Genomic DNA, 25,860 nt, shown 5'->3' on the forward strand with positions numbered 1-25,860 from the left:
CGCCCCTCCCCCCACAGTTGGCCCCCGGCCGGGCCGGGCGCCCCCCCCCCCCCCCCCCCCCCCCCACGGCAGGGCCGAGCGGCTGCTGACCGTGTGGCATGATGGCGGCGTGGCACACCACCGGCACACGCAGCTCATTATCTGCTAGCGCGCACGGGACACCCCGAGCGCGCAGACCTCCCCACCCGGGAGGTCTTTTTGTTGCCGGGGCCACCCTTCCCGGCCGCAGGCGGATCATGACCGCGGGTCACACCCAGACCCGCGCAGCAGGAAAGATCCATGAGAACGGGCGAGGTACGCCTCCTCCGGGCAAGAAGGACACGATGAGCACCACCCCGGTTCCTGCGGACTCCGTCGATCTCGACGTCCATGTCTACGACACCACGCTGCGCGACGGCGCGCAGCAGGAGGGGATGAACCTCTCGGTCGGGGACAAGATCGCGATCGCGGCGCTCCTCGACGAGCTCGGCGTGGGATTCATCGAGGGCGGCTGGCCTGGCGCGGTCCCCAAGGACACCGAGTTCTTCCAGCGGATGGAGAAGGAGGTCGAGCTCCAGAACGCCCAGCTGGCGGCCTTCGGCGCCACCCGCAAGGTGGGGGTACGTCCGCACGACGACCCGCAGGTGCGGGCTCTGCTCGACTCCGGCGCACCGGTGATCACGCTGGTTGCCAAGAGCGACATCCGGCACGTGGAACGGGCGCTGCGCACCACCGGCGAGGAGAACCTCGCGATGATCGCCGATACGGTCTCCTACCTCCGCGATGCGGACCGGCGGGTGTTCGTGGACGTCGAGCACTTCTTCGACGGCTTCCGCTTCGATCCTGACTACGCGCTGCGGGCGGTGACGACGGCGTTCGCCGCCGGCGCCGAGGTCGTCGCCCTGTGCGACACCAACGGCGGCATGCTGCCCACCTGGGTGCACGAGATCGTCAGCAAGGTGCGCGCCGAGACCGACGGGCGGCTCGGCATGCACGCCCACAACGACTCCGGCTGCGCGATCGCGAACTCGATCGCCGCCGTCGAGGCGGGCGCGAGGCACGTGCAGGGCTGCGTCAACGGGTACGGCGAGCGGACCGGTAACGCCGACCTGCTGTCGGTGGTCGCGAACCTCGAGCTCAAGACCGGGCGCTCCCTTCTGCCCACGGGCGGGCTGAGCGAGATCACCCGGATCGCGCACGCGATCAGCGAGCTCACCAACATCGCTCCCTTCGCGCGGCAGCCTTACATCGGCGCGAGCGCCTTCGCCCACAAAGCCGGCCTGCACGCCTCCGCGATCCGGATCGACCCGGACCTGTACCAGCACGTCGACCCACGCGCGGTAGGCAACGACATGCGGATGCTGGTCTCCGACATGGCAGGGCGGGCCTCGATCGAGCTCAAGGGCCGCGAGCTTGGCTTCGACCTGTCGGGCCAGGCCGACCTGCTCGGCCGTGTGACCAACCGCGTCAAGGACGCGGAGGCCAACGGCTACACCTACGACGCCGCCGACGCCAGCTTCGAGCTGATGCTCCGCGAGGAGATCGACGGCAAGCGCCCCTCGTACTTCACCCTCGAGTCCTGGCGAGCGATCGTGGAGCACGGCGCGCACGCCGACGACGTGGACGCCGAGGCCACCGTCAAGCTCCGGACCGGTGACCGGCGCGTGGTCAGCACGGGGGAGGGGAACGGCCCGGTCAACGCCCTCGACCACGCGCTGCGGCAGGCGCTCGCGGGCGCCTACCCCGAGGTCGAGGACTTCGACCTCATCGACTACAAGGTGCGGCTCCTCGACAGCTCGCACGGCACCGACGCGATCACGCGCGTGCTGATCGAGATGACCGACGGCGAGCACACGTGGAACACGGTCGGCGTGGGCCCCAACATCCTCGAGGCCTCGTGGGAGGCGCTGGTCGACTCGATCACGTTCGGGCTGTTGCAGCGCGGCGTCGCGGCTGCATGAGCACGGTGGTCGGTCACCGGGAGCCGCCCGAGATCCACGTGATGACCTTCAACGTGCGGTGCGACGCGGGATCGCCTACCGGGCACCCGGATCACTGGCCGGACCGTGCGCCCCTGCTGACCCGGATGCTGGCGGTCGAGCAGCCGGACCTGCTGGGGGTGCAGGAGCCGTTCGGGCACCAGCTCGGGGCGATCCGGGCCGGGCTGGGCGACCGGTACCGGATGGTCGGCGCCAGCCGGGAGGTCGACCCCGACGGCGAGCACTCGTCGATCTTCTACGACGCCGACCGGTTCGAGGCGCTCGAGTCCGGCCAGTACTGGCTGTCGGAGACCCCGCAGGAGGTGGGGTCGACCGGGTGGGGCGCGACGCTGCCGCGGATCGTGGTGTGGGCGCGGCTGCGCGACCGCGCCACCGGCCGGGTGGTGCTGCACGCGAACTCTCACTTCGACCACGCCTCCGAGGCGGCGCGGGTCCGCAGCGCCGAGGTGGTCGCGGATCAGCTCTCGGGTGCCATCGAACGTGTGGACGCGGTGCTCTTCACCGCCGACGCCAACGCGGCCGCCGAGCGCTCCGAGCCGTACCGCGTGGCCACCGAGGACACCGGACTCCGGGACGCCTGGCTGGCCGCGGACCAGCGGCTGACGCCGGCGATCGGCACGTTCCCCGACTACCGCGCCCCCGTTGCCGACGGCGATCGGATCGACTGGATCCTGGTGGGCGGGAACGCGCGCGTGCACGCGGCGGCGATCGATGCCGGCGCCAACGGCGGTGCTCAACCGAGCGATCACGCCGCGGTGCACGCGGTGGTCACGATCGGCTGAGCGGGGGGCGGCCGGCCGCGCCGATACCGAGGCAGCCCGCCTACACCGCGCGGTGAAACGCTCGTTCTCGGCGGTGAGCCTCGGTCTCGGCGGGATAGACGGCGCGAGGTGGGGCACAGCGCGGCACCCTAGGCTAGGTGGGTGCGTGGTGAGTACAAGGTGCCGGGTGGCAAGCTGGTGGCGGCGGACGTCGAGATCGCGGGCGGCGTCATGCGCGAGGTCCGTGTCAGCGGGGACTTCTTCCTCGAACCGGACGAGGCGCTGGAACGCATCGATCGCGCGCTGACCGGCCTGGCCGAGGATGCGACAGTGGCGACGATGGCGCAGGCGGTGAGCACCGCCGTCGAGGACGCCGAGATGATCGGGTTCACGCCCGAGGCGGTGGCGATCGCGGTCCGCCGTGCCCAGGGGCGCGCGTCGAGCTGGTCGGACCACACGTTCGAGATCCTCAACCCCGGTCCGCTTGAGCCGCTGACCCATCTCGCGTTGGATCAGGTGCTGCTGGAGGAGGTCGGCGCTGGCCGCCGCCCGCCGACCATGCGGATCTGGGAGTGGGGCGCCGCTGCGGTGATCATGGGCAGCTTCCAGTCGCTGCGCAACGAGGTGGACCTCGAGGTGGCGCAGCAGCTGGGGGTGCAGGTCGTGCGGCGTATCACCGGCGGCGGCGCGATGTTCGTGGAGCCGGGCAACTCGATCAGCTACTCGCTGTACGTCCCGGGCTCGCTGGTGGACGGGCTCTCGTTCGAGCGCTCCTACGCCTTCCTCGACGACTGGGTGGTGGGCGCCCTGCGGTCGATGGGCGTGGACGCCTCGTACGTCCCGCTCAACGACATCGCCTCACCCGAGGGCAAGATCGGCGGCGCGGCACAGAAGCGACTGGCCAACGGCGCCGTGCTGCACCACACAGCGTTGTCCTACGACATCGACGCCGACAAGATGCTCCAGGTGCTGCGCATCGGCCGCGAGAAGCTCTCCGACAAGGGCACCACGTCCGCGGTCAAGCGCGTCGATCCGATGCGCCGCCAGACCGGGCTGCCGTACGCCGAGGTCATCGAGCGCCTCATCGCTCACTTCCGCGAGCGCTATGACACGGCCGACGGCGAGATCACCGTGGCCGAGTACGCGCGCGCCGAGCAACTGGTCGCCGAGAAGTTCAGCACCCCGGAGTGGCTGGCGCGCGTGCCGTAGGGCTACGCCTGACTCTGCTCCGCCACCTTGGCGCGGACCTCGTCCATGTCGAGCCCGCGCACGGCCTCGACGAGCTGTGTGAGCTGAGCCTTCGGGAGCGCCCCGGCCTGGTTGAAGACGAGGATGCCGTCGCGGAACGCCATCAGCGTGGGGATCGCGCTGATGCCGGCCTGGCCGGCGAGGGTCTGCTCAGCCTCGGTGTCGACCTTCGCGAACGTGATGTCGGCGTTGTCCTCGGAGACGGACTCGTAGACCGGCGCGAACTGCTTGCACGGCCCGCACCAGTCCGCCCAGAAGTCGACGAGCACGATGCCCTCACCCTCGATCGTGTCGGTGAAGGTGTCGGTGGTGATGTCGATGGTGGCCACGGGGCTCCTTGTTCGGGTTCAGTGTTCTGTGGGCGTAACCGCCGGACCGGGGCTGGGTATTCCTGCTCAGGCCGGCCGCGACCCGAACACGGCCGAGCCCACGCGCACGATCGTGGCGCCGGCGGCGATCGCGATCTCGAGGTCACCGCTCATGCCCATCGACAGCTCGCGTGCCTCGTGAGTCCCGACGGCGTTGCTCGCCAGGGTCTCCTCGCGCACCTGCGCGAGCACGTCGTAGGACGCGCGGACGCGCCCGGAGTCGGTCGAGTTCGCGCCGATCGTCATGAATCCGGTCAGGCGCAGGTGGTCGAGCTGGGCCACCGCGGCTGCGAGGTCGAGCGCGGCCGTGGGGTCCGCCCCGAACTTCGACTCCTCGCCCGATGTGTTGACCTGCACCATCACCTCGAGCGGCGTGTCCGGCCCGCCCTCCTCGGCGGCGCGGCGGGCCCGGGCGCGGTCGAGGCGCTCCGCGAGCGTGAGCGTGTCCACGCTCTGCACGCAGTCGACCCACCGCAGCACCGCGTTCACCTTGTTCGACTGCAGGTGCCCGATGAAGTGCGTGCGGTGCGGGAGGGCCACCAGATCCGGTTCGGTCGCCGTCAGCTCCTGTGCGCGGTTCTGGCCCAGCAGAGGGTAGCCGGCGGCGATCGCCTGCCGGATCCGTTCGGCCGGCACGGTCTTGACCGCCAGCAGCACCGCGATCTCGCCGGGGTCGCGCCCGGCGTCTCGCGCGGCGGCGTCGACCCGGTCGCGCACCCGGGCGAGAGCGGCGGTGACGGTCTCGGTCATGCTGGGCAGGTTAGGGCATGTCTCCCGACCCCGGACCTGCTGCATGACGCCCGCGGCGGCCCGGCGTTCGCAGACATGCCCCTACTGGTGGCTCTCGCGGACGCGGATGCCGAGCTCCGCAGCCAGTGCGGGCAGCGCACTCGTGGCGTCGGTCCACTCGAGGGTGGCGCCGCGCAGCGCCGTCACGCCCACCACACCGCCGAGCGTGCAGCCGCTGAAGCTGACCTCGGTGCACCGCAGGCCGGTGAACCGAGCCCCGGAGAGGTCGCAGTTCACGAAACGCACGCGGGTCAGGCGGGCATCGGTGAGGTCGAGCTCGCGCAACCGGGCATCGGTCAGCGTGACGTCGGTCCAGGAGCCGGCGTGCGCGGAGAGCGAGTCAGCGACCAGGTCGCTCGCACGGACCTGCCGCCACCGGGCCCGCAACCACTGGCTCCCGGTGAGGCGGGCGCCATCGAGCGTGCACCGCACGAGAGAGGAGTCTCGGGTGATCAAGCCAGCAAGGTCGGCGTGCTCGAGCGTGCACCCGATCAACGAGGTGCGCGTCCACGTGCCGCCGCTGCCGCGCAACCGGGTGAGCGTGCAGGACTCCAGCGCGACCTCGTCGAGCTCGGCCCCGATCCACACCTCGCCGTCGTAGGCGGTGTTCGCGGTGGTGGTGCCGGCCGCGGGGAGGTCGGTCACGACGTCGCGGTGGCGGTCACTGTGGCGTCGATCGCTCGCAACCGCCAGTCGAACACGAGCACCACCCAGGTTCCTGCGGGGAGGTCCTGCTCCAGCAGGGGGTCATAGTCGTCGTCGTCGCGGTCGTCGTTGATGTATTGGCGGTCGGTCTCGCCCACGAGCACGAGCACAGGGTCCGGGTCGCTGTTCCCGTCGCGAGGCTTGCCGCGGACGTCGATCGTGTACCCGCCGGACTCGGTCACGGTGAGTGCGCCCGCCCAGTAGGAGCCCTCCTCGGCCGAGACGTCGACGGCGGAGCCCGGGGTGATCGTGGTGCTCACCCCGGTCGCGATCACGTCGAACGTGGACTCGGCACCGTTGCGCTCGTCGATGCGCACCTCGTATGTGCCGGCCGGCAGTGTCGCGACCGCCAGCGGGTTGAGGGCGTTCTCCCCGAACTGCGCCAGGTTGTTGCCACGGTCGTCGTTGCCGGCCACCGGGTCGTCCTCGCCCTCGGGGACGATCGTGATCCGGAGGTCGTCGCTGCTCGCGTCGGCGCGGGCGTCGACGAGCAGCGTGGTCTCGGCGGCCAGCGTCAGACTGCCGACCCAGAGCCCGCCGGCGGGCACGGTGGCGTTCGCGGGCAGGTCCAGCTCCATCCCGCTGGCGATCGTCTCGCCGTCGGTCGGGGCACTCGGGTCGCCGCCGGCCGTGGGGTCGTCCGGGGGAGTGCTGGGGCCGAACGCCCACCACCCGACCCCCACGACGAGCATCACCACCAGGATGCTGGCGGCCACGATCGCCCACATGCTGGCCCGCGAGCGACGCCCGCCGCCGCTGAACTCTTGCGTCTCGCCGTCGCCGCCCTGCGCCGGCGCGGTCGGCCAGCCACCGCTGCCTGAGGTCCCTGGCACGGCCATGAGGTTCTCGTGCGGTCCTGTCGTGGAAGCGACGAGATAGGGGTAGTCGGCGGTCGCTGTGGTCGATCCGTGGAGCTCGGCGCTCGGCGTGACCAACGGCGTGTAGTACTCCGTCCAGGAGTCGCCGTCCCAGTAGCGCTGGCGGTTCTCACCATCGGGGTCCGGATACCAGCCCGCCGCCTTGTCACTCACCCGGTCCATCGTAGGTGGAGCGTGAGAGACCTCGGAGCGAGCGCGTGGGCACACCTGCCCGCGCGACACCACCCAGGCGGTGCGGCTGCCGAAGGCGCAGGCACGGGTGCGGGGATGCCCCTCGTGCACTCAGCCCGTCGGTGCGAGGGCATCGATGCGCAGGACCGGCTCACCGGCAGCGGCGCTGGCGGGGATGTCGATGACGGCGACCAGGCGCCAGTCCCGATCGCCGGCCGGGTCGTCCAGGACCTGGGTGACGACCCACGCGCCCGGCCGCTCCTCGATGCTCAGCATCGCGGGTGCGCGGGCGTCGGGGCCGATGCCCAGGTCGGCGTACTCGTCCCAGTAGCCGTCGGCAGCCTCACGCCAGGCTGTGGCGTCCCAGCCGTTCTCGCCGTCGAGGTCGCCGAGCTCGGGGTACGCCTCCCGGGACAGCAGCTCCACGCGGCGGAACATCGCGTTGCGCACCATCACCCGGAACGCGCGCGCATTGTCGGTGACGGGACGCACCGGGGGCGCCAGATCGCCGTCGTCGTCGCCCTCCGGCCGCGAGGCTCGGGCGGGCTGACCGCCCGAGGCGAGTGCCTCCCACTCGTCGAGCAGCGAGGAGTCGATGCCGCGCACGGTCGCGCCCAGCCACTCCACCACGTCCTCGAGCTCGGAGGTGCGCAGGTGCGGCGGTACCAGTCGCCGCAGCGCCCGGTAGGCATCGGTGAGGTACCGCAGCAGCACACCCTCACTACGGGCGATCCCGTAGGAGGAGATCAGCTCGCCGAACGTCATCGCGCGCTCAAGCATCTCGCGCACCACGGACTTCGGCTTCAGCTCATGGTCGCCCACCCACGGGTGCGCCTGCGCGTACTCGGCGAGCGCCGCGCTCAGCAGCTCCTCCAGAGGGCGAGGGTAGGTGACCTCGTCGAGGGCGTTCATGCGGTCGATGTACTCGACGCCGTCGGCCTTCATCGCGGCCACCGCCTCGCCGCGCGCTGCCTTCTCCTGCGCGACCAGCAGCGGACGCGGGTCCACCAGAGTGGCCTCGATGACCGAGACGACGTCGAGCACGAACTGGGGATCCTCCGGGTCCAGCAGCTCCAGCGCGGCCAGCGCGAAGGGCGAGAGCGGCGCGTCCAGCGCCACGTCCAGCGGCACCTCGGTCGCGAGCCGCACGCGCCGCCCCTGCGCGTCGGGCTCGGGCAGCCGCTCCACGATGCCCGCCGCCCGCAGCGATCGATAGATGCCGACGGCGTCTCGTACCAGGGTGTTTCGCGGCGTCGGGGGTTGGTGGTTGTCGGTGAGCAGGCTGGTCATCGCCTCGACCGGGTCGCCCCAGCGTTGCAGCACGTTGAGCACCATCGCGTGACTGACGCGCATCTGCGAGGTGAGCGGCTCGGGCGGGCTGTCGCGCAGCCGCTCGAAGGTCTTGTCGGTCCAGTTCACCTGACCCTCGGGTGCCTTCTTGCGCACGATCTTGCGACGCTTGCGCTCGTCGTCGCCCGCCTTGGCGAGTGCCTTCGCGTTCTCGATCACGTGCTCGGGCGCCTGCACGATCACCTCGCCGAGGGTGTCGTAGCCGGCCCGCCCCGCGCGCCCGGCGACCTGGTGGAACTCTCGGGCGGTCAGATGTCGCTGTCGCACGCCGTCGAACTTCACCAGCGACGTCATCACCACGGTGCGGATCGGCACGTTGATGCCCACGCCGAGGGTGTCGGTGCCGCAGATCACCGGCAGCAGGCCGGCCTGCGTCAATCGCTCCACGAGGCGCCGATAGCGGGGGAGCATGCCCGCGTGATGCACCCCGATGCCGTGCCGCAGCAGTCGCGACAGTGCGGTGCCGAAGCCGCGCGAGAAGGTCACGCGATGCTCGGTCAGGAACGCAGCCACCGCGTCGCGCTGGGCACGCGTGGCGACCTGGGTGGAGGTGAGTGACTGGGCCGTGGTGACCGCCGCGGCCTGGCTGGTGTGCACCACGTACACGGGGGCGCGGTGGGTGCTGACCAGCTCCTTGAGCAGCTCGGGCAGCGGTTCGAGCGAGTAGGAGTAGCTCAGGGGGACGGGGCGCACGGCGTCGTCGATGACCGCGCTGGGCCGGCCGGTGCGTCGGCTGAGGTCGTCGGCGAGAGCGGTGACGTCGCCGAGGGTGGCCGACAGCAGCACGAACTGCGCCTGCGGCAGCGCCAGCAGTGGCACCTGCCACGCCCAGCCTCGCTGCGGGTCGGCGTAGTAATGGAACTCGTCGGCCACGACCTGCCCGACGTCGGCCATCTCGCCTTCGCGCATCGCCAGGTTGGCGAGGATCTCGGCGGTGCAGCAGATGATCGGGGCATCGGCGTTGATCGCGACGTCGCCCGTGACCATCCCAACGAGCTCGGCACCGAACACGTCGACGAGGTCGAAGAACTTCTCGCTCACCAGCGCCTTGAGCGGTGCGGTGTAGTAACTCCGGCGACCCTCCGCGAGCGCGACCGTGTGTGCCGACATAGCGATCAGCGACTTGCCGGATCCGGTGGGGGTCGAGCAGATGACGTTCGCGCCGGAGGCGATCTCCAGCAGTGCGGTCTCCTGATGCGGATACAGCTCCAGCCCGCGCCCGGCCGCCCAGGCCGTGACCGCCTCGACCGCTTCGTCGGCGCCTTGGCCGGCCACATCCGCGAGCCTCATCGGGTCCCTTCGGGTTGGTCTCGGTCGTCGACGAGCCTATGCCCGGTCGCCAGCCCTGGCAGACCCCGGCCGTTGTCGGTGGCCAACGCAGTCACCAGAATCGCCAGGCCGAGGACACCGGCGGCGCCCTCGCCCCAGCCCGGGACCAGACCCAGGACCGTGTATCCGCCTATGCCGGTCAGATAGCGCAGCACCCGGGACAGGGCCGCCGGTTGTGGACTGCCGCGCCAATCTAGCCGGACTGCCAGATCGCCCACCGACCGCCCCGTCGCGAGCACCACGACGAGCCAGATCAGGGCCGTCACCACAGGTCCGATGTACGCGGCGGGCGCCTGCCCAATCTCCTCGCGGTCGTCCGCCATGTAGAGCAGCCAGGCGTTGACAGCCACCGATACAACGATCGTGGTCAGCAGAGTGCCCAGCAGGTCGAGCAGCATGGCCAGCAGTCGCCGCCGCTTGGTGACTGGGCGTGGGCGATCGGCGTCGGGGGACCGATCCAGACCGCGCAACCGGCGCGGCACCACCAGCCCGAGCAGCGACCCGATCACCGCGCCCGCGGTGTTCATCAGCAGGTCGTCCACGTCGAACACCCGGTAGGCGCAGTCGTACAGGCCCCACACGCCGGTCAGTTGGGTGAGTTCGATGAGCCCGGACACCGCCAGCCCCGCCATCCCTGCGAGAAGCGCCCCGCGACCGCCCAGCCACCGCACGAAGAACCCGAGGGGCACGAAGAGCGCCACGTTGAGCACCAATTGCAGCACCACCGGGTCGAGCACCAGCGCCCGCCACGATCCCGCGTGCTCGCTCCACACCCCGACGAGGTCGCGCAGGAACTGTCCGGGCTGCAGGTTGCGGCCCTGGCACACGAGGTCATCCGGGTCGGGCAACGGCAGCAGCGTGTAGGTCCAGATCGACCACGAGTACACGAGAGCCGCCGCCCACACGAGCGCACGTCCGAGCGTGACGGTGCCCCGCCGTCGATAGCTGATCGCCACGAACGGGACCAGCAGCGCGACCGCCGCCAGCACACCCAGTCCGATCGCCATGAGCGCGAGTGAGAGCTGGTCGGTCACGTGGGCGAGTCTAGGGACGCGGTTTCCCGAACAGCTCGATCAGACCGGTCGCACCGCCTCGCCACGTTGCTCCACAGCGACCGCAGCGTGGTGATGGACCGCGGCCGGATCGTGGGGGACGGATCATCCCGCAGGTTCGCCCAGGTACTGCGCCAGCGGGTCTGGCTGCCCGAGCCAGGGCGTCAGACCGGCTGCGTGCTCCCGCGGTGTGAGCAGGGCGGCTGCGAATGCCGACCGGATCGCGGAGGGGTCGGTGTCGTAGCCGATCACCGTCATATAGGTCTGCCTGTGCTCGCCCGCCCATGCTCCCGCGACGCCGATGCACACCTGTCCGCTGACCGACTCCCAGCCGCAGACCGAGTCGGGTCGGTTCGGCAGCCAGAAGCGGCCACGGCTGACGGCGCCCAGTGCTCCCATGGTGCGCACGGCGTGCAGCAGCCGGCCCGGGTGAAACGGCAGCTCGCTGTGCAGCTCCATCTCCCAGACGCCCGACGGCGCGACCATCGTCCCGTCGGGCATCGCCTCCGCGCGTGGCATCCCATGCCCGCGTCCCATGGTCTCGGGATCGCAGATGCGTTCGAGCTCCTCGTCGTCGTGTGTCACTGAGACGGCGCGGCTCAGCCAGGGCGCGCAGGCATCGGAGAGCACCGATGAGCTGGGGGAGCGGAGTGCGTCGATGACGTCCCGTGCCGCGCGGCCGCCGCCGGGCGCAATGATCGTGGCGGCACCGATGAGCTGGGCGACCACGGCATCGTCACCGTCGTCGAGGGCGTCGAGCAGGTGGCGAGCGGCGACCACGGCGGTCGTGCCCACGAGGCACGTGCCGTTGAGGGCGCCGCAGCGGACCGCAGCGCTCAGCGTCCGCGTGGCCGGCAGCAGCTCGGCACCGATCGGCAGCGCGAGCACGATGCCGCGAGGGTGCTCGTCGAGCTGCTCGACGATCGCCGGGACGGCGTCCTCACGCATCGCGCACCCGGCGCAGGCGTGCTCCAGCGGCACCGTCACCCGGCTCTCGCCGCTCGGTGTCACGACCCTCCGGATGAGCTCCGGTTCGCCCGAGCTGTCCGGGAGGAGCTCGTGGACGATTGCCACGTAGCCCGGCGCGTCCACCAGGGCGGTCATGATCGCGACATCGCGTTCGATCGGATCGGTGCTGGCCAGGACTGCGAGGGGTACGAGGGTGTCGAACATGGACGCCAGTCTATGTTGGATTGATAATCATTCGCAATAAGGCTACGATGGTCCCATGTCCACCTACTGCCAGCTCACCGGCGCGACTCCGCGATTCGGGCGCTCGATCTCTCACTCCCACCGGCGCACCTCGCGCCGCTTCAACCCGAACCTGCAGACGCGCCGCTATCGCATCCCGTCGTTGGGTCGCACGGTCAAGCTGACCTTGTCCACGAAGGCGATCAAGACCATCGACCGCATCGGCATCGAGGCAGCCGTGCTGCGCATGCGCGAGCGCGGGGAGGCGATCTGATGGCGCGCAAGGGACTCGACGTGCGCCCCAAGATCACGCTGCGCTCGAGCGAGGGCACGGGCTACGGGTATGTCACACGCAAGAACCGGCGCAACACTCCCGACAGGCTCGTGCTGCGCAAGTACGACCCGGTGGTCCGCCGGCACGTTGACTTCCGCGAGGAGCGCTGAGGTGGCGAAGAAGTCGAAGATCGCCCGCAACGACCAACGGCGCACCGTCGTCGAGCGGTACGCCGAGATCCGACGTGAGCTGAAGGCTGCGTCGGTCGACCCGCACCGGCCGCAGGCCGAGCGCGAGGCGGCCATGCGCGCCCTGCACAAGCTGCCGCGGGATGCGAGTCCCACGCGGGTGCGTAACAGGGACGTCAGCGACGGCCGCCCGCGCGGATATCTGCGCACGTTCGGACTGTCCCGCATCCAGCTGCGTGAGCGCGCCTTGCGAGGCGAGCTCCCCGGTGTGACGAAGGCGAGCTGGTGAGATGAAGGTGCGCTCATCGATCCGCTCGCTCGCCCGCAAGGAGGGTTCGAAGGTGGTGCGCCGGCGAGGCAAGGTCTACGTGATCAACAAGACCAACCCGCGCTGGAAGGTCCGGCAGGGCTGACCTGACGGCCGCGCCGCGTGGCGGCACGATCCTCCGCTGCTCCTGGATGATAATGATTGTCATGATGATTTACGTTCTCGCGCCGCGCCGTGACTGCTGAGCCGCTCTCGGCGATCCCCGCGGACCACGCGCGCGGACACCGCCCGGCACCCTCGACCCGTCGCTGGGACCGAGTGACGATACTCGTCGGCGTCCTGTCGCTGGTTCTGGTGATGTCGGTGCTCGCTGCCATCGGACTGGGTTCCGCAGCGGTCATGCCGGCCGACACCCTCCGCTACCTGTGGGCTGCCCTGACGGGCGGGACCATCTCGGCCGATGAGGTCACGCGATACCAGATCGTCTGGCAGATCCGCACCCCACGCGTGATTCTGGCCGCCGTGGTCGGAGCGGGACTGGCCGCCGTCGGCGCGGCGATTCAGGCGCTCGTGCGGAACTCGCTGGCTGACCCATACATCCTCGGGGTCGCCTCAGGGGCGTCGGTCGGCGCGGTGACGGTGTCGCTGTTCGGAGCGTTCTCGGCGCTCGGGATCTACGCCGTCTCGACCGGCGCATTCCTCGGTGCGATCGGCGCGACGATCCTCGTCTACACCATCGCCACCGGCAGGCTGGGCGTCAGTCCGCTGCGGTTGGTCCTGACCGGTGTGGCGCTCTCGTTCGGATTCCAGGCCGTGATGAGCGTGATGATCTACTTCGCACCGACCAGCGAAGCCACCGGGACCGTGCTGTTCTGGACGATGGGGTCGTTCGGTGCAGCCACCTGGGGCTCACTGCCGCTCGCGACCCTCATGGTCGGCGTCGGCATCATCGTGCTGCGACGCTTCAGCAGGCCGCTCGACGTCATGGCGCTGGGTGACGAGACGGCAGCAAGCCTCGGGATCGATGCGACACACACCCGCAGGGGTCTGTTCGTGGTGACGGCGCTGATGACCGGAGCGATGGTGGCCGTGAGCGGAACGATCGGCTTCGTCGGCCTCGTCATCCCCCACATCACCCGGATGTTGATCGGCTCGACCCATCGCCGGTTGCTGCTCGTCGCGCCGTTCTTGGGCGCCATCCTGATGGTGTGGGTAGACCTGCTTGCCCGCACGCTGGTCGCGCCACGGGAACTCCCGCTCGGCGTGCTGACGGCGCTCATCGGCGTCCCCGTGTTCATCTACCTGATGCGCCGCAGGGGCTACGTGTTCGGGGGCAAGTGATGGACCTTCAGCTCGACGACGTCAGCGTCACCATCGAGGGACGCTCGATCGTCGACCGACTCCACCTCCGGGCCGCAGCAGGCGAGATCGTCGGGCTCGTCGGACCCAACGGGTCGGGCAAGTCCACCGCATTGCGATGCGTGTACCGCGCGCTCAAGCCATCGGGCGGCGCCGTCTGGATCGGGGACGAGGACCTGTGGCGGCTCTCGCTTCGTGACGGCGCCCGGCGGATCGCTGCGCTCACGCAGGAAGGCGGCGCCGACTTCGACTTCACCGTCGAGGAGGTCGTCGCGCTCGGGCGGACCCCGCACAAGCCCGGGAACGAACCCCTGACCGCCGCCGAGCGGGAGCTGTGCGTACAGGCGATGGCGCAGATGGACGTCCTCGCTCTCGCAGAGCGTGGCATTCTCAACCTCTCTGGCGGTGAGAGGCAGCGTGTGCTGATCGCGCGAGCGCTGGTGCAGCAGCCGGATGTGCTCGTGCTCGACGAGCCCACGAACCATCTGGACCTCCGGCACCAGGTCCAGCTCCTGGGATATCTGCGCGGCTGCGGCCTCACCGTCGTCGTCGTGCTCCACGACCTGAACCTCGCGGCGGCGGCATGCGACCGAATCGGCGTGCTGGCGGGCGGCCGTCTGGTCGCTGACGGCACACCCGACGAGGTGCTGACCGAGGAACTCATCGCCGGCGTGTTCGGTGTCCGCACCTCCGTTGTGCGACATCCCCTGACCGGCGGACCGCAGCTGCTGTTCGCACTCGCAGAAGAGACGCCCCTGATGAAAGGAACACATCGTTGAGATCAACCAGAAGGCGGCGCGCTCGGGCCACCGGGCTCGTGGCGAGCGCCGTGAGCGCGATGGTGCTGAGTGGATGTGGCGCACAGGTCGAGGAGCCCGGCGGCGGGCAGACTGCGAACTCGACCGTGACGGTGAACCGCTGCGGTGAACCCGTGCCCTACACGACCCCGGAGCGTGCTGTGGTCTACGAAGGCGGGTCCGCTGACAAGATGTTCGCACTCGGCCTCACCGATCATGTCCTCGGGTACGTCATGCCCCCGGCCAATCCGCCGGTCAGCGAATCCCCCTGGGCAGCTGAGTACGAGGAGATCGCGTTCCTCTCCGACGACCTCCTCAATCGTGAGCTCGTGGTCGACGCCAACGCCGACTTCGTCGTCGCCGGATGGAACTCCGGATTCTCCGACTCGCGCGGCATCACCCCGGAGATCCTCGACACTCTCGGCATCCAGAGCTTCATGCACGCGGAATCCTGCTTCAACTATCCCGGGTTCCCCGAGCAGCACACCCCGTTCGACGGTCTCTACACCGACCTCGAACGACTCGGGCAGATCTTCGGTGTGGAGGACCGTGCGGCGGAGCTCATCGCCGACTACCAGGTGCGTGTCGCCAGCGTCCAGGAGCAGGCTCCCGACGGCGATCCGATCAAGGTCTTCCTCTACGACTTCGGCACCGACAAGCCGTTCACCGCCGCCAGGCAGGTTCCGCCGAACGACATCATCCGGTTCGCGGGGGGTGTGAACATCTTCGGCGACGTCGAGGCGCGGTGGACCGAGGCCAGCTGGGAGTCGGTCGTCGAGGCCGAGCCCGAGGTGATCATCATCCTCGAGTATCAGGACCAGCCTGCGCAGGAGAAGATCGACTTCCTGATGTCTCACCCGAGCGCCGCCACGATCCCGGCGGTGGTGAACGAGAACTTCTATGTTCTCGACTACAACGAGGCGATCTCGAGCCCGCGGAACATCGACGGGCTCGAAGGCTTCGCCGAGTATCTGCGCGAGTACGCCGAATCTCGCTGACCGTGCGTCCCGGGTGCCGGCCGTTCGTCGGTCGGCACCCGGCTTCACCCGAGGTTTCCCGTGCCATCGATCGACCCTGCTGCAGACTCGCTTCCGAGGACGCCGGACCGCGTCATCGTGCGCGCGCTCTGGCCGGTGCTCCTGGCCGCCGTCATCAGCCTGTTCCCCTTCACCATCTACTCGACGTTCCTTGTTCCTCTTGCCGAGACATCGGGGCAGGAGGTGTCCGTCGCCGGCGTCCTGCGCGGTCTGGGCGGGATCGCAGCAGTCCTGGTGGGCGTGGCCGCAGCGCCGCTTGTCGCGCGGCTGTCAGCCCGGCACACAACTGCCGCCGGCCTCGTCCTGCTCGCGGTGAGCGGACTCGTCGCGACCATCGGCACCCTGCCCGCGCTAGTGCTGTTCTGCCTCGGTACCGGCGCCGTGACCGCGGTCCTGACACCCACTCTGCTCAGGATCGCCGTCGCCACCTACCCCCGCCGGGGTGACTCCGGCAGGGCCGCCACCATCGTCACCGCCACACAGTCGCTGGCTGCCGTCCTCGCCGCCCCGCTGATCGGCGCCGTCGGTCTCTGGAGAGGCTGGCAGGGCGCGCTGTGGGTCACGGCGGGAGCGGCAGTTCTCATTGCGGCGCTCGCTCTTCGTTCGTCGGCGGCGGCCGCCGCCACGACCAGCGCGATGCCCGCGCTCGGGTACGTCGAGTCCTTTCGGCGATTGAGCCGCCGCCGTGATCTCCTCGCCGTCATCGCGATCGCGTTCCTGCGAACGACGTCGTTCATGGGCTACCTCGCGCTCCTCGCCGCTCACTACCACCAGCAGTTCGACCTCGATCCCATCGCCTTCACCTTGGTCTGGACGCTCAGCGGAGCATCCTTCTTCGCCGGCAACTTCCTCGCAGGACGGTGGGCTCGCGGACGAGGCGTCCGACATCGGCGCCTCCTCTGGGTCGGCCTCGTCGGTGCGGCGATTGCTGTCGCCGCCGTCTTCACGACCGACCTGCTGGTGGTCGCTCTGGTGGCCACTGCCGTGATGGGCTTCAGTCACGCCGTGGTGGCAGCAATCCTCACCACGCTGATCGCCGGCAGCGCAGGCGAGCTGACGGCTCCGACCTACAGCATCAGCGCCGCAGGCATGAGCCTCGGTGTGTTCACCGGCGCAGTCGCTGCGGGGCTCGGTCTCCACTGGGGCGGTGGCCCGGGCATGGCGCTCGCTCTCTCACTGCCCACGTTGTTCGCCGCTGCGCTGGTGCCGGCGGCCGCACGACCGCCGCAGATCGGCACCCGGGATCGACGTGCAGGCTCCCCGACACGCGGCGGATGATCGCGATGCTCGGACCCGTGACACGGGGCCGAGACGTAGCGGTGCGGGTACGACTGAAGGGCGGCCGAGATGAGGTGCGCCGGCCCGGCTGCGGAGCAGCCGCATTCGACATGAGCCCCTTCCACCCGCTACGTTCTATGGCTGTTCCGGCCCCAGGGGCGGATCGACGTAGATGCGCACGGTGAGAATTCATACGAAACGGGTGGGGTCGAGAGCATGCTGGACTTTGTGGCGGGGCGCTTCGACGAGATCGCCTTCGCCTCGGTGCAGCATCTGAGTCTCGTCGCCCAGTCGCTCGTCATCGCCACGGTCATCGGTGTCGGGATCGCTGCGCTGGTGTACCGCAACGCGACCTTCAGCTCGATCGCCAACGGCGTCACCGCGATCGGCCTGACGATCCCCGCGTTCGCGCTGATCGGCCTGATGGTCGCACCGCTCGGCTTCGGCGTGACGCCGGCGATCGTGGTCGTGGTGTTCTACGCCGTGCTGCCGATCCTGCGGAACGCCGTGGTGGGCCTCTCCGGCGTCGACGCCGCTCTCGTGGAGTCGGCACGCGGCATCGGAATGAGCCGGTTCCGCACCTTCTGGCGCGTGGAGCTGCCGATCGCCTGGCCGGTGATCCTCAGCGGCGTCCGCATCTCCGGGCAGATGGTCATGGGCATCGCCGCCGTGGCCGCGTTCGTGCTCGGCCCAGGTCTGGGAGGGCTGATTTTTCAGGGCCTGTCCCGGATGGGCGGCGCCGGCTCGATCGAGTCGATCGTGACCGCGGTCGTCGGCGTGATCCTGCTCGCTCTCGTGCTCGACCTCGTGCTGCTCGCTATCGGGCGGCTGACCACTCCGAAGGGAATCCGTGTCTGACATCGCTACCGCCCCGACCGAGGGCGACGAGAGCCAGATCACCGGGAAGTCGATCCGCCTCGAGGGTGTGACGAAGCGCTACCCCGGGCAGCAGCAGCCCGCCGTCGACGGCGTGACGCTCGAGATCCCCGCCGGTCAGGTGGTCATGCTGGTGGGACCGTCGGGTTGCGGCAAGACCACCACGCTGAAGATGATCAACCGGCTGATCGAGCCCACCGAGGGTCGGATCGTGCTCGGTGACGAGGACGTCACCGACATCGACGGCGACGAGCTACGACGCCGCATCGGCTACGTCATCCAGGCCGGCGGGCTGTTCCCGCACATGACGGTCGCGCAGAACATCGCGATCGTTCCCAAGATGCTCGGGTGGGACGCCAACCGCATCGCGGAGCGCACCACCGAGCTGCTCGACCTCGTCTCGCTGGACCCGGACACCTACCGCGACCGGTACCCGAAGGAGCTCTCGGGTGGTCAGCAGCAGCGCGTGGGCGTGGCTCGCGCGCTCGCCGCCGACCCACCCGTGCTGCTCATGGACGAGCCGTTCGGCGCGGTCGACCCGATCACGCGACAGCGGCTTCAGGACGAGCTGATCCGGATCCAGCACGAGTTGCGCAAGACGATCGTGATCGTCACCCACGACTTCGACGAGGCCGTCAAGCTGGGCGACTGGATCGTGGTGTTCCGCGAGGGCGCGCACATCGTGCAGTACGACACCCCCGATCGGATCCTCGCCGAACCCGCCGACGAGTTCGTCGAGTCGTTCATCGGCAGCGGCGCGGGCTTGAAGCAACTGGGCCTGCAGCGTGTGCGGGACGTCGATCTGGCCGAGGCGATCACCGTGCGCCCGGGCGAGCAGGCTGCCGACGCACTCGCTCAGGCCGAGAAGGCCGGGCACGGACACGTGGTGGTACTCGACGAGCGAGACCGCCCGCTCAGCTGGCCCTCACGGCGCGAGCTGTCGCGGATGACGACGATCTCGGCGGCTGCCGACCCACGGACTCCGATCGTCGGCAGCGGCGCCACGCTCAACGACGCGCTCGACGAGATGCTTGTCTCCAGCGCAGGCGCTGCCCTGGTCACCGGGCGGCGCGGCGCGTTCACAGGTGTCATCACGATCGAGGTGGTCATGGCGGCGATCAGCGCCGTGCGCACAGCTGCGGCCGATGACATGGCTGGGGCACCGGTCGGGACCAACGCAGCCACCGCCGTCGACGATCAGACGGTCACCGCCGGGCCTGCCGATGGCTGAGGCGCTCGCAAGCCCCGCGGACCTGCGGCCAGCCGCTCGCCCGTGGCGGCCGCTGATCATCCAGGTCACCGCCATCCTCGCAGTCGCCGCGCTGCTCGTGCTCTGGTTGCTGACCGCCGATCTCAGCGCGGTCGAGCGGGAGACGCTCAACGCAGCGTCGCTCGTCCAGCTGATCGGGCAGCACCTGTGGCTGACGCTTGTGGGCACCGTGATCGTGCTCGCCATTGCCGTGCCGTTGGGGATCCTGCTGACGCGGGGCCCGATGCGCAAGGCGGCCGGACCGGTGCTCGCGGTCGCCAATTTCGGGCAGGCAGCGCCCGCGGTCGGCCTGATCGTGCTGATCGCCGCCGCGCCGTTCCTTCCGGACGGCTTCTGGGCCGCGATCATCGCCCTGGTCGTCTACGCGGCGCTGCCGGTGCTCGGCAACACCATGATCGGGATCCGTGGTGTGGACCAGCGGCTGGTCGAGGCCGGCCGGGGGATGGGCATGACCGCCCCCGCCGTGCTGTTCCGTGTCGAGCTGCCGCTCGCGGTCCCGGTGATGCTGGCGGGGGTCCGCACCGCGCTGGTCCTGCTGGTGGGGACCGCGGCACTCGCGAGCTTCATCAACGGCGGTGGCCTGGGGCTGCTGATCACCACCGGAGTCAACCTGTACGAGATGCGGGTGCTGATCACCGGCGCCCTCCTCACAGCGCTGCTGGCGCTGCTGATCGACTGGGCGGGCCGCGTGGTCGAGCACGTGGCCCGGCCGAAGGGGATCTGACATGACCGCGACCACACCACGCAGGACGCGGCAACGAGGTGCCGTGGTCCTGGCCGCGCTGGCTGCCGGCCTGCTCGCCGGCTGCGGGCTCTACCCGGCCACCGCCTACACGCCGCCGGTCGCGCCCGGTTCGATCGAGGAGATCGGGGGCCTGCCCGACGACGCCGCGATCACCGTCACCGGCAAGAACTTCACCGAACAGCTCATCCTCGGAAAGATCGCGGTGATGGCCGCCCAGGCGGCAGGTTTCCAGGTCACCGACCTGACGAACGTTCCCGGCAGCGTGCCCGTGCGCGAGCTGATGCTCTCCGGCGAGGCCGACATCACGTACGAGTACACCGGGACGGCGTGGCTGACCTACCTCGGTCAGGCCGAGGGCATCCCGGACCAGCAGGAGCAGTGGCAGGCGGTCCACGACGCCGATCTCGAGAACGATCTCACCTGGTTGGCGCCGGGGCCGCTGAACAACACGTACGCGCTCGCCGTGCGCTCGGAGGCGGTCGAGGAGCTCGGCGGCATCTCGACCTTGAGCGAGATCGGTGAGCTGCCGGTCGAGGACCGGACGATCTGCGTGGAGCCGGAGTTCAACTCGCGAGCCGACGGGCTCGGCCCGATGCTGGAGGCCTACGACATCCCGCGCGGCGATCCGCAGGGCGTGCCGGACGACAACATCATGATCTTCGACACCGGCGCGGTCTATACGGCCACCGACCGGGGCACCTGCAACTTCGGCGAGGTGTTCACGACCGACGGCCGCATCGACAGCCTCGACCTCACCGTCCTGGAGGACGACCGCGGCTACTTCCCGGCCTACAACGTGGCGCCCGTGATCAACACCGAGACCCTGGAGACCTACCCCGAGCTCGAGGCGATCTTCGACCTGGTCACGGCCGAGCTCACGGACGAGCGCCTTCGCGAGCTCAACCTCCGGGTCGATGAGGGCGGCGAGCTGCCCGCCGACGTGGCTTTCGACTTCATGGTCGAGATGGGCTTCATCACCGAACCCTGATGGTCAGCCTGGCGCGACGGCCAGCGACTGTTGTAGCCCATCGCGCGAGTGCACGCCGAGCTTGGCGTACGCACCTGCGAGGTGGCTGTCGATCGTGCGCACCGAGAGCACGAGTCGCTGTGCGATCGCCTTGCTCGTCATGCCGCCGGCGGCGAGGACCGCGATCTCCCTCTCCCGACGGGTCAGTCGTGCGGCAGGGGCGAGGCCGGGCAGGTGGACACCGACCTCGTGCAGTGATGCGCTGGCCTCCGCAACCTGCCGGGGCTGCCGCGCGATCAGGGCACACAGGTGTGCGACCAGTGCGGAGTTGCGACGCCCCTGGACCCGACTGGACAGCCATGTCACACGGTCGGCCAGCGAACCGGAGCTGAGCACCTCGCGCGCGGCGTCCAGTCCCGCGGTGACCACAACCCGGTGCAGCGCCTCGAGCTCGATCGCCCACTGGCCGTCGCGGGCGGCTGCACGCGCCAGCCGGGCAGCGACCAGGGACGCTCCGGCGTCCTGCATCCAGATCAACGTGTCGAGCGCATACAGGTCGAGGTAGGCACCGGCCACCTGCGAGCACCGCCGCGGTGTGGCGTCGAGCTCATCGAGAAGGGTCCGCGCGCTCAGCGCCTCGCCCGAGGCGGCCGCGACCATCGCCTCGACGGCGAGCGTGTAGGAGAGGATTCCCAAGGAGTCCCGCCGCCGCAGCCGGGCATTCGCGGCTCGGAGGTCATGGCGCGCGCCGACCCAGTCGGCGCGTGCTGCGGCGAGGACTCCGCCACGCTGGTGACGGCTCACCATGTCGATCATTCCGCGGCCCAGCGGTCCGGTGCTGGCTGCGAGCGTGATCTCGCCCGCGAGCACCAGTGTGAAGAACCGCGCGAGCGTGAACGTGGCCGGCTCCCAGCGGTGCAGCCCTGGGTGCTCCGCGATCACCGGCAGGAACTGCTGACTGAGCTGCTCGGCCTCTGTGGGACGCCCAGCCAGGGCCATCGCGAAGATCGTCGGGCCGACGAGCGGCACCACATCCTCGGGATGCTCGGCCGCATGCAACGTCTCGACGGCGAGGTCGAGCATCTCGGGGTGTCGTCCGCCCCAAGCCATGTGAGCCAGCCGGAGCGCCTCGACTGCCTCCACGGCGCGCGCAGCGCTCTCGCTGCCGCCTGCGCGCTGTTTCAACCACCGTGCGGACACCTCGAGCATCGTGAGCGTCGGGCCGAGCGCGCTGCCGAGGAAGTGACGGACCATCGCCTCCAGCCGCACGGTGCGGACATAGGCGTCGCACGCGTACTCGCCGTCGGCGTCGGGCGCCTCGAGCGCGGTGCGTGCCTCGGCGAGGTCGGTGAGCGCGGCCTCTGTGTCGCCCAGATGCAGGTGCGCATCGGCCCGGGCGGTGAGGATCGCGACGGCCTCACTGCCGGCGGTGGCGCGGAGCAGGGCAGCGCTCGTCAGCTCGAGAGCCGCGTGAGGGTCGTCGGCCCGGACCGCTACCCCGCATGCGCGCAGCAGTCGCGGGACCGAGACGTCGAGCTGCGCATCGATGCTGCGCGAGACCAAGCGCACGGGGTCGTCGGCGGCTGTCCGCTCGCGTTGCCCCCACTGGTCGGCACGAATCAGCAGCTGCCGGCGCCGGCGGGTACCGATCAGGGCACAGATCGCGTCGGCCAGGATCGGGTGCACCACCTCGTATTGCGCGCCCGCCTCGTCGCCGGCGGGCGAGGGCCGGAGCATCCCGAGCCGGAGCAGCCGATCCCGGATCTGGTCCGTCATCTGCGCCGCAGGGATCGGACCGGAGATCGCGGCCAGCTCGACTGCGTCCCGTTCGTCCTGAGCGAGGTGGCCCAGATCGTGGAGCGCCGAGTCGAGCAGCCGCGGGCTCAGTGTGGCGACTCCGGTCCAGACCCAGATGCCGTCGTCGCAGACGAGCATCTGGCGCTCGCGCTGGTCGCGCACGAGCTCACAGAGATAGAACGGGTTGCCACGGCTCGCGACCCAGAACCGGTGCACCGTGTCCGCCGTAGGGAAGCCGCCGAGGAGCTCGACGAGCAGGGTCTCGACACCCGCGGTGTCCAGCGGGCGCACGGTGAAGCGGCTCGCCTCGGTCAGACCTGTGAACATGCGGCCGAGACTCGGGTCGGCGCGGCTGGTCGCCACCAACGTCACCTCGGGGCGGGCGACCAGGCGGGTCACGACGTCAAGGGCGACGTCGTCGACGAGCTGAGCGGCCTCGAGCCGTACCAGCACGCGCGCCGCCGCACCGTCCGAGGTCGACCACGCCCAGAGGGCATCGGCTGCCGCCTCCGGGTCGTGCCGGGCACCTCCGGCCTCGAGGAGATGGTCGAGCGGTCCACGATCGCCGCTGCGTGTCCCGCCGAGCACGGCGCGGTTCAGGTCGACGACGCGCGTGCCGGGTGGTGGCCCATCGCGCAGGGCGGCGTTGACCAGATGGGTCTTGCCGATGCCGGCCTCGCCCAGCACGACGACATGCTGCCCGTTCTCCAGCGCACCACGGATGCCCTCGGGGCGGGTGCGCTGCCGCGACGCTCCCGCGGCGCTCGCCGCAGCCTCAGGTGAGAGCATGGCTCAGGTCCTCCCGCGAGGTGACACCGAGCTTGGTGAAGGCGTTGGCGAGGTGGCTGTCGACCGTGCGGGCGGAGAGCCCGAGCCGGTCCGCGATCACGCGGCTGGTCAGGCGAGCGCGTGCCAGCGCCGCGATCTCACGCTCGCGATGCGTGAGCGCCAGCGCCTGGCGGCCGGGTGGTAGCCACAGCCCACGCCGGTTGAGCTCGCGTTCGGCGATCTCGACGAGGTCGCCGTCCTGCTGTCGCAGCGCGTGGGCGTGCTGCACGAGCGCCGCCGCCCGGGCGGACCGGACGCGTGCGCGGATCTCCTCGATCCGCGTCATGGCTGCCACGTCGGTCGGCAGGTCCTGCCAGCGGCGGAGCACCAGCACGCGGTGCAGCGCCTCCAGCTCGATCCGGGTGAGCTGCTGTGCACGAGCCCAGCCGACGAGCTCACGCGCGGCCGCCGGTGCCGCCGCGTCGCGCAACCAGAGCAGGGCGTCCAGCCGCAGCAGGCGAGTCTCGCCGGTCAGGGTCGCGGTGCGGCCACAGGAAGGCACATCGGCCTCGGCGAGCAGCGCACGGGCGGCGTCGGCCTCGCCGCACGCTGCCGCGGCCAGTGCCTCTGCCACCAGACCGAACGGGCTGGCGGCGTCGCTGCCTGCGTTGGCGCGGGCGTTGGCCGTGCGCAGGTCTCGGCGCGCCGGTGACCACGCACCGTTGGCGGCCGCCACCAGACCGCGACCCAGATGAGCACCCGCCCATGGGGTGGTGTCCAGCGCCGACGACGGTGGGCCGTCGATGTCGGCGATCTCACCTGACCACAGCTGCGCGAAGAACGCCACGACGGCGAGCTCGCTGCTCGACTCCCGGCGGCGGTCGCTGTTGGCCACTGCCACGGGTCGGTACCGGGTCACGAGGCGGGCGGCGTCGGCGAAACGCCCGGCTTGCAGCAGACCCAGTCCGGTGGGGCACACGAGCGGCAGCACCAGGTGCGCGTCGTGGCCGTCCTCGAGCACGCGCACCGCCGCCGACTGGGCCTCGGTGTGCCGGCCCGCGTACCCGAGCAGCGTGAGCCGGGCGACCTCGAGCTCGCGCTCGCGGCGGGGCCGGTCCGGACGGTGTGCGAGCGTGGCCAGCCACGCCGTCCCGTCGGCGATGGCGGCGAGCGCGGCATCGACGCCGTCGTCGCTGTCCTGCGCGAGCGCGGCACGCAGCCTGGTGACTCCGACGACGAGGCCGGGTACCTGGTCGTCCTCCGGTTCGGACCTCGCATGGCTCAGCAGGCGGGGCAGGGCGACATGGAGGTCGCCGATCGCGGCGTCCGGGCGGTTCAGCGACTGGTGGGCGAGCGCGCGGTCGAGCAGTAAGGCGATGGTGTCGATCTCGCGGAGGTCGGCCGACACCGTCGGCGCCAGCGCTGCGTCGACGATGGCGACGACGTCGTGCGGTCGGTCGTGCGCGGCGGCCTCGGCGACGCTCGAGCGGACGCGCGCGGCCGAGATGGCGACACCCTCGGCCAGCACCAGCAGCACGGTCTGCGGTCGCAGCGGCGGTCCACTCCGCGGCTCGACCGTGCGCTCAAGGATCTCTCGACGGACCGGCGCCGGGGTGTCGTGGCGCACGACCTGGCCGAGCAGCCGGTGCGGCAGCTCGAGCATCACCTCGGACTGCTCACGGGGCGAGATCGTCCGGACCAGACCCCGCCCGAGAAGCTCCTCGAGGGGCCGGTGACCGGCGTCGTCCAGCACGATCGACAGCCGGAGCGGTCCGAGGAGCGAAAGCGCCCGAAGCGTGAGCATCGCCTCAGGTGAGAGCCCGTTGAGGTCGCGGCGCACCAGTCCGAGCAGCCGTGGGGTGAGCGGGGGCGCGCCCGTCAGCGTCCAGGCGCCGTCGTGATTCTGCAATGTCCCCGCGTCGCGGTGGTCGGTGACCAGCTCCCGCAGATGGAAGGCGTTGCCGTTCGTCTCGTCCCAGAGCACGCGCGCTGTCACCGGCGGCACGGCGCCATCGAGGAGGGACACCAGCATCGCCTCGGCGTCGGCGGGGGACAGGTCCGGGACGTCGATCCGATCGAGCACGTCGTCGCGCCACAGCTCGTGCCAGGGCGACAGCGAGCCGGCGACCGGGCGCGCGGTCACGACCGGCAGCACCTCGCCGCGGCGGGCCAGTACGGCGATCACCTCGGCACTGGCCCGGTCGAGCAGGTGTCCGCCGTCGACGAGCAGGAGCGCGGGCTGGTCGCCGGCGTCGGGTAGCAGAGACCGACGCAACACGGTCATGGCCTCCGCGTCGGTTGCCGGCCGCTCGGGGTGGCCGAGGAGATGTGCGATCCCGGCGAACGGAGCGGTGAGCGGCGCCTGCAGGGTCGACGTCCTCGCGCCGCGCCCCGGGTCCGGGAGGCCGTTGCTGC

General features: G+C 70.5%; 24 protein-coding genes. 15 read left to right on the forward strand and 9 right to left on the reverse strand.

The window, feature by feature from the left end:
* Positions 1 to 323 precede the first annotated feature (323 nt).
* The 3 genes from cimA to ACOJSN_RS14770 all read left to right on the forward strand — a co-directional run bounded on the left by cimA (position 324) and on the right by ACOJSN_RS14770 (position 3,949).
* Positions 324 to 1,940, forward strand: a complete 1,617-nt coding sequence (gene cimA / locus ACOJSN_RS14760; RefSeq protein WP_420113252.1) for a citramalate synthase — start codon at positions 324 to 326, stop codon at positions 1,938 to 1,940.
* A complete protein-coding gene (locus ACOJSN_RS14765; RefSeq protein WP_420113253.1) occupies positions 1,937 to 2,761 on the forward strand; it encodes an endonuclease/exonuclease/phosphatase family protein in 825 nt (274 codons plus the stop codon). Before cimA ends, ACOJSN_RS14765 begins: the two co-directional genes overlap by 4 nt.
* A 141-nt stretch (positions 2,762 to 2,902) precedes the next feature.
* On the forward strand, positions 2,903 to 3,949 hold the full coding sequence (locus tag ACOJSN_RS14770) for a lipoate--protein ligase family protein (protein ID WP_420113254.1): 1,047 nt from the start codon (positions 2,903 to 2,905) through the stop codon (positions 3,947 to 3,949).
* Positions 3,950 to 3,951: 2 nt separating this feature from the next.
* Here ACOJSN_RS14770 and trxA read toward each other — a convergent pair whose 3' ends face one another.
* From trxA to ACOJSN_RS14805, 7 genes are all read right to left on the reverse strand, one after another.
* On the reverse strand, positions 3,952 to 4,317 hold the full coding sequence (gene trxA, locus ACOJSN_RS14775; protein ID WP_420113255.1) for a thioredoxin: 366 nt from the start codon (positions 4,315 to 4,317) through the stop codon (positions 3,952 to 3,954).
* Between the two features lie 66 nt (positions 4,318 to 4,383).
* Positions 4,384 to 5,106: a YggS family pyridoxal phosphate-dependent enzyme gene (locus ACOJSN_RS14780; protein WP_420113256.1), complete on the reverse strand. Its 723-nt coding sequence runs from the start codon at positions 5,104 to 5,106 to the stop codon at positions 4,384 to 4,386.
* Positions 5,107 to 5,187: 81 nt separating this feature from the next.
* Positions 5,188 to 5,790 (reverse strand): pentapeptide repeat-containing protein, encoded by a 603-nt coding sequence (locus ACOJSN_RS14785; protein WP_420113257.1) that lies wholly within the window; start codon positions 5,788 to 5,790, stop codon positions 5,188 to 5,190.
* A complete protein-coding gene (locus ACOJSN_RS14790) occupies positions 5,787 to 6,881 on the reverse strand; it encodes a DUF2510 domain-containing protein (RefSeq protein ID WP_420113258.1) in 1,095 nt (364 codons plus the stop codon). The genes ACOJSN_RS14785 and ACOJSN_RS14790 overlap by 4 nt, the downstream gene beginning before the upstream one ends.
* A 129-nt stretch (positions 6,882 to 7,010) precedes the next feature.
* On the reverse strand, positions 7,011 to 9,539 hold the full coding sequence (locus tag ACOJSN_RS14795) for a DEAD/DEAH box helicase (RefSeq protein WP_420113259.1): 2,529 nt from the start codon (positions 9,537 to 9,539) through the stop codon (positions 7,011 to 7,013).
* On the reverse strand, positions 9,536 to 10,612 hold the full coding sequence (locus tag ACOJSN_RS14800) for a VanZ family protein (protein ID WP_420113260.1): 1,077 nt from the start codon (positions 10,610 to 10,612) through the stop codon (positions 9,536 to 9,538). Before ACOJSN_RS14800 ends, ACOJSN_RS14795 begins: the two co-directional genes overlap by 4 nt.
* 123 nt (positions 10,613 to 10,735) lie before the next feature.
* Entirely contained in the window at positions 10,736 to 11,803 is a 1,068-nt protein-coding gene (locus ACOJSN_RS14805) for a GTP-binding protein (RefSeq protein WP_420113261.1), read from the reverse strand.
* Positions 11,804 to 11,858: 55 nt separating this feature from the next.
* On the opposite strand from ACOJSN_RS14805, the gene rpmB reads away from it, so the two are divergent.
* The 12 genes from rpmB (at position 11,859) to ACOJSN_RS14865 (ending at position 20,901) form a co-directional block, all read left to right on the forward strand.
* Positions 11,859 to 12,095: a 50S ribosomal protein L28 gene (rpmB, locus tag ACOJSN_RS14810; protein WP_420113262.1), complete on the forward strand. Its 237-nt coding sequence runs from the start codon at positions 11,859 to 11,861 to the stop codon at positions 12,093 to 12,095.
* Positions 12,095 to 12,265 (forward strand): 50S ribosomal protein L33, encoded by a 171-nt coding sequence (gene rpmG, locus ACOJSN_RS14815; protein ID WP_420113263.1) that lies wholly within the window; start codon positions 12,095 to 12,097, stop codon positions 12,263 to 12,265. Before rpmB ends, rpmG begins: the two co-directional genes overlap by 1 nt.
* A 1-nt stretch (position 12,266) precedes the next feature.
* The gene (rpsN, locus tag ACOJSN_RS14820) at positions 12,267 to 12,572 is read left to right on the forward strand and encodes a 30S ribosomal protein S14 (RefSeq protein WP_420113264.1); all 306 of its coding nucleotides are present in this window, start codon (positions 12,267 to 12,269) and stop codon (positions 12,570 to 12,572) included.
* A gap of 1 nt (position 12,573) precedes the next feature.
* Positions 12,574 to 12,696 carry a type B 50S ribosomal protein L36 gene (ykgO, locus tag ACOJSN_RS14825; protein WP_420113265.1) on the forward strand — a complete coding sequence of 41 codons (123 nt, stop codon included), beginning with the start codon at positions 12,574 to 12,576 and terminating at the stop codon, positions 12,694 to 12,696.
* Between the two features lie 173 nt (positions 12,697 to 12,869).
* Positions 12,870 to 13,892, forward strand: coding sequence for a FecCD family ABC transporter permease (locus ACOJSN_RS14830; protein WP_420113266.1), 1,023 nt, complete (start codon positions 12,870 to 12,872; stop codon positions 13,890 to 13,892).
* Complete coding sequence (locus ACOJSN_RS14835; RefSeq protein WP_420113267.1) at positions 13,892 to 14,689, forward strand: ABC transporter ATP-binding protein; 798 nt, start codon at positions 13,892 to 13,894, stop codon at positions 14,687 to 14,689. The genes ACOJSN_RS14830 and ACOJSN_RS14835 overlap by 1 nt, the downstream gene beginning before the upstream one ends.
* 152 nt (positions 14,690 to 14,841) lie before the next feature.
* Positions 14,842 to 15,705 carry an ABC transporter substrate-binding protein gene (locus tag ACOJSN_RS14840; RefSeq protein WP_420113268.1) on the forward strand — a complete coding sequence of 288 codons (864 nt, stop codon included), beginning with the start codon at positions 14,842 to 14,844 and terminating at the stop codon, positions 15,703 to 15,705.
* Positions 15,706 to 15,765: 60 nt separating this feature from the next.
* The gene (locus ACOJSN_RS14845) at positions 15,766 to 17,022 is read left to right on the forward strand and encodes an MFS transporter (protein ID WP_420113269.1); all 1,257 of its coding nucleotides are present in this window, start codon (positions 15,766 to 15,768) and stop codon (positions 17,020 to 17,022) included.
* A 216-nt stretch (positions 17,023 to 17,238) separates the two neighbouring features.
* Complete coding sequence (locus tag ACOJSN_RS14850; protein ID WP_420113270.1) at positions 17,239 to 17,880, forward strand: ABC transporter permease; 642 nt, start codon at positions 17,239 to 17,241, stop codon at positions 17,878 to 17,880.
* Entirely contained in the window at positions 17,873 to 19,129 is a 1,257-nt protein-coding gene (locus ACOJSN_RS14855) for an ABC transporter ATP-binding protein (protein ID WP_420113271.1), read from the forward strand. Before ACOJSN_RS14850 ends, ACOJSN_RS14855 begins: the two co-directional genes overlap by 8 nt.
* Positions 19,122 to 19,892, forward strand: coding sequence for an ABC transporter permease (locus ACOJSN_RS14860; RefSeq protein ID WP_420113272.1), 771 nt, complete (start codon positions 19,122 to 19,124; stop codon positions 19,890 to 19,892). Before ACOJSN_RS14855 ends, ACOJSN_RS14860 begins: the two co-directional genes overlap by 8 nt.
* Before the next feature lies 1 nt (position 19,893).
* Positions 19,894 to 20,901 carry a glycine betaine ABC transporter substrate-binding protein gene (locus ACOJSN_RS14865; protein ID WP_420113273.1) on the forward strand — a complete coding sequence of 336 codons (1,008 nt, stop codon included), beginning with the start codon at positions 19,894 to 19,896 and terminating at the stop codon, positions 20,899 to 20,901.
* Positions 20,902 to 20,904: 3 nt separating this feature from the next.
* Here the strand turns inward: ACOJSN_RS14865 and ACOJSN_RS14870 are convergent, their stop codons facing one another.
* Both ACOJSN_RS14870 and ACOJSN_RS14875 read right to left on the reverse strand, forming a co-directional pair.
* The gene (locus ACOJSN_RS14870) at positions 20,905 to 23,466 is read right to left on the reverse strand and encodes a helix-turn-helix transcriptional regulator (protein ID WP_420113274.1); all 2,562 of its coding nucleotides are present in this window, start codon (positions 23,464 to 23,466) and stop codon (positions 20,905 to 20,907) included.
* Positions 23,453 to 25,860 (reverse strand): LuxR C-terminal-related transcriptional regulator (locus ACOJSN_RS14875; protein ID WP_420113275.1); only part of this gene is annotated, 2,408 nt, incomplete at its 5' end. The genes ACOJSN_RS14875 and ACOJSN_RS14870, both read right to left, overlap by 14 nt.

Origin of the sequence: Pseudactinotalea sp. (genome assembly GCF_048594945.1) — a bacterium.
Classification (GTDB): Bacteria; Actinomycetota; Actinomycetes; order Actinomycetales; family Beutenbergiaceae; genus Pseudactinotalea.

Coding starts and splice junctions, on each gene's coding strand:
- ACOJSN_RS14780 (WP_420113256.1), bottom strand. CDS start 5,106: ATGACCGAGACCGTCACCGCCGCTCTCGCCCGGGTGCGCGACCGGGTC.
- rpmG (WP_420113263.1), top strand. CDS start 12,095: ATGGCGCGCAAGGGACTCGACGTGCGCCCCAAGATCACGCTGCGCTCG.
- ACOJSN_RS14865 (WP_420113273.1), top strand. CDS start 19,894: ATGACCGCGACCACACCACGCAGGACGCGGCAACGAGGTGCCGTGGTC.
- ykgO (WP_420113265.1), top strand. CDS start 12,574: ATGAAGGTGCGCTCATCGATCCGCTCGCTCGCCCGCAAGGAGGGTTCG.
- ACOJSN_RS14795 (WP_420113259.1), bottom strand. CDS start 9,539: ATGAGGCTCGCGGATGTGGCCGGCCAAGGCGCCGACGAAGCGGTCGAG.
- ACOJSN_RS14870 (WP_420113274.1), bottom strand. CDS start 23,466: ATGCTCTCACCTGAGGCTGCGGCGAGCGCCGCGGGAGCGTCGCGGCAG.
- ACOJSN_RS14835 (WP_420113267.1), top strand. CDS start 13,892: ATGGACCTTCAGCTCGACGACGTCAGCGTCACCATCGAGGGACGCTCG.
- ACOJSN_RS14765 (WP_420113253.1), top strand. CDS start 1,937: ATGAGCACGGTGGTCGGTCACCGGGAGCCGCCCGAGATCCACGTGATG.
- cimA (WP_420113252.1), top strand. CDS start 324: ATGAGCACCACCCCGGTTCCTGCGGACTCCGTCGATCTCGACGTCCAT.
- ACOJSN_RS14850 (WP_420113270.1), top strand. CDS start 17,239: ATGCTGGACTTTGTGGCGGGGCGCTTCGACGAGATCGCCTTCGCCTCG.
- ACOJSN_RS14805 (WP_420113261.1), bottom strand. CDS start 11,803: ATGTTCGACACCCTCGTACCCCTCGCAGTCCTGGCCAGCACCGATCCG.
- rpmB (WP_420113262.1), top strand. CDS start 11,859: ATGTCCACCTACTGCCAGCTCACCGGCGCGACTCCGCGATTCGGGCGC.
- ACOJSN_RS14860 (WP_420113272.1), top strand. CDS start 19,122: ATGGCTGAGGCGCTCGCAAGCCCCGCGGACCTGCGGCCAGCCGCTCGC.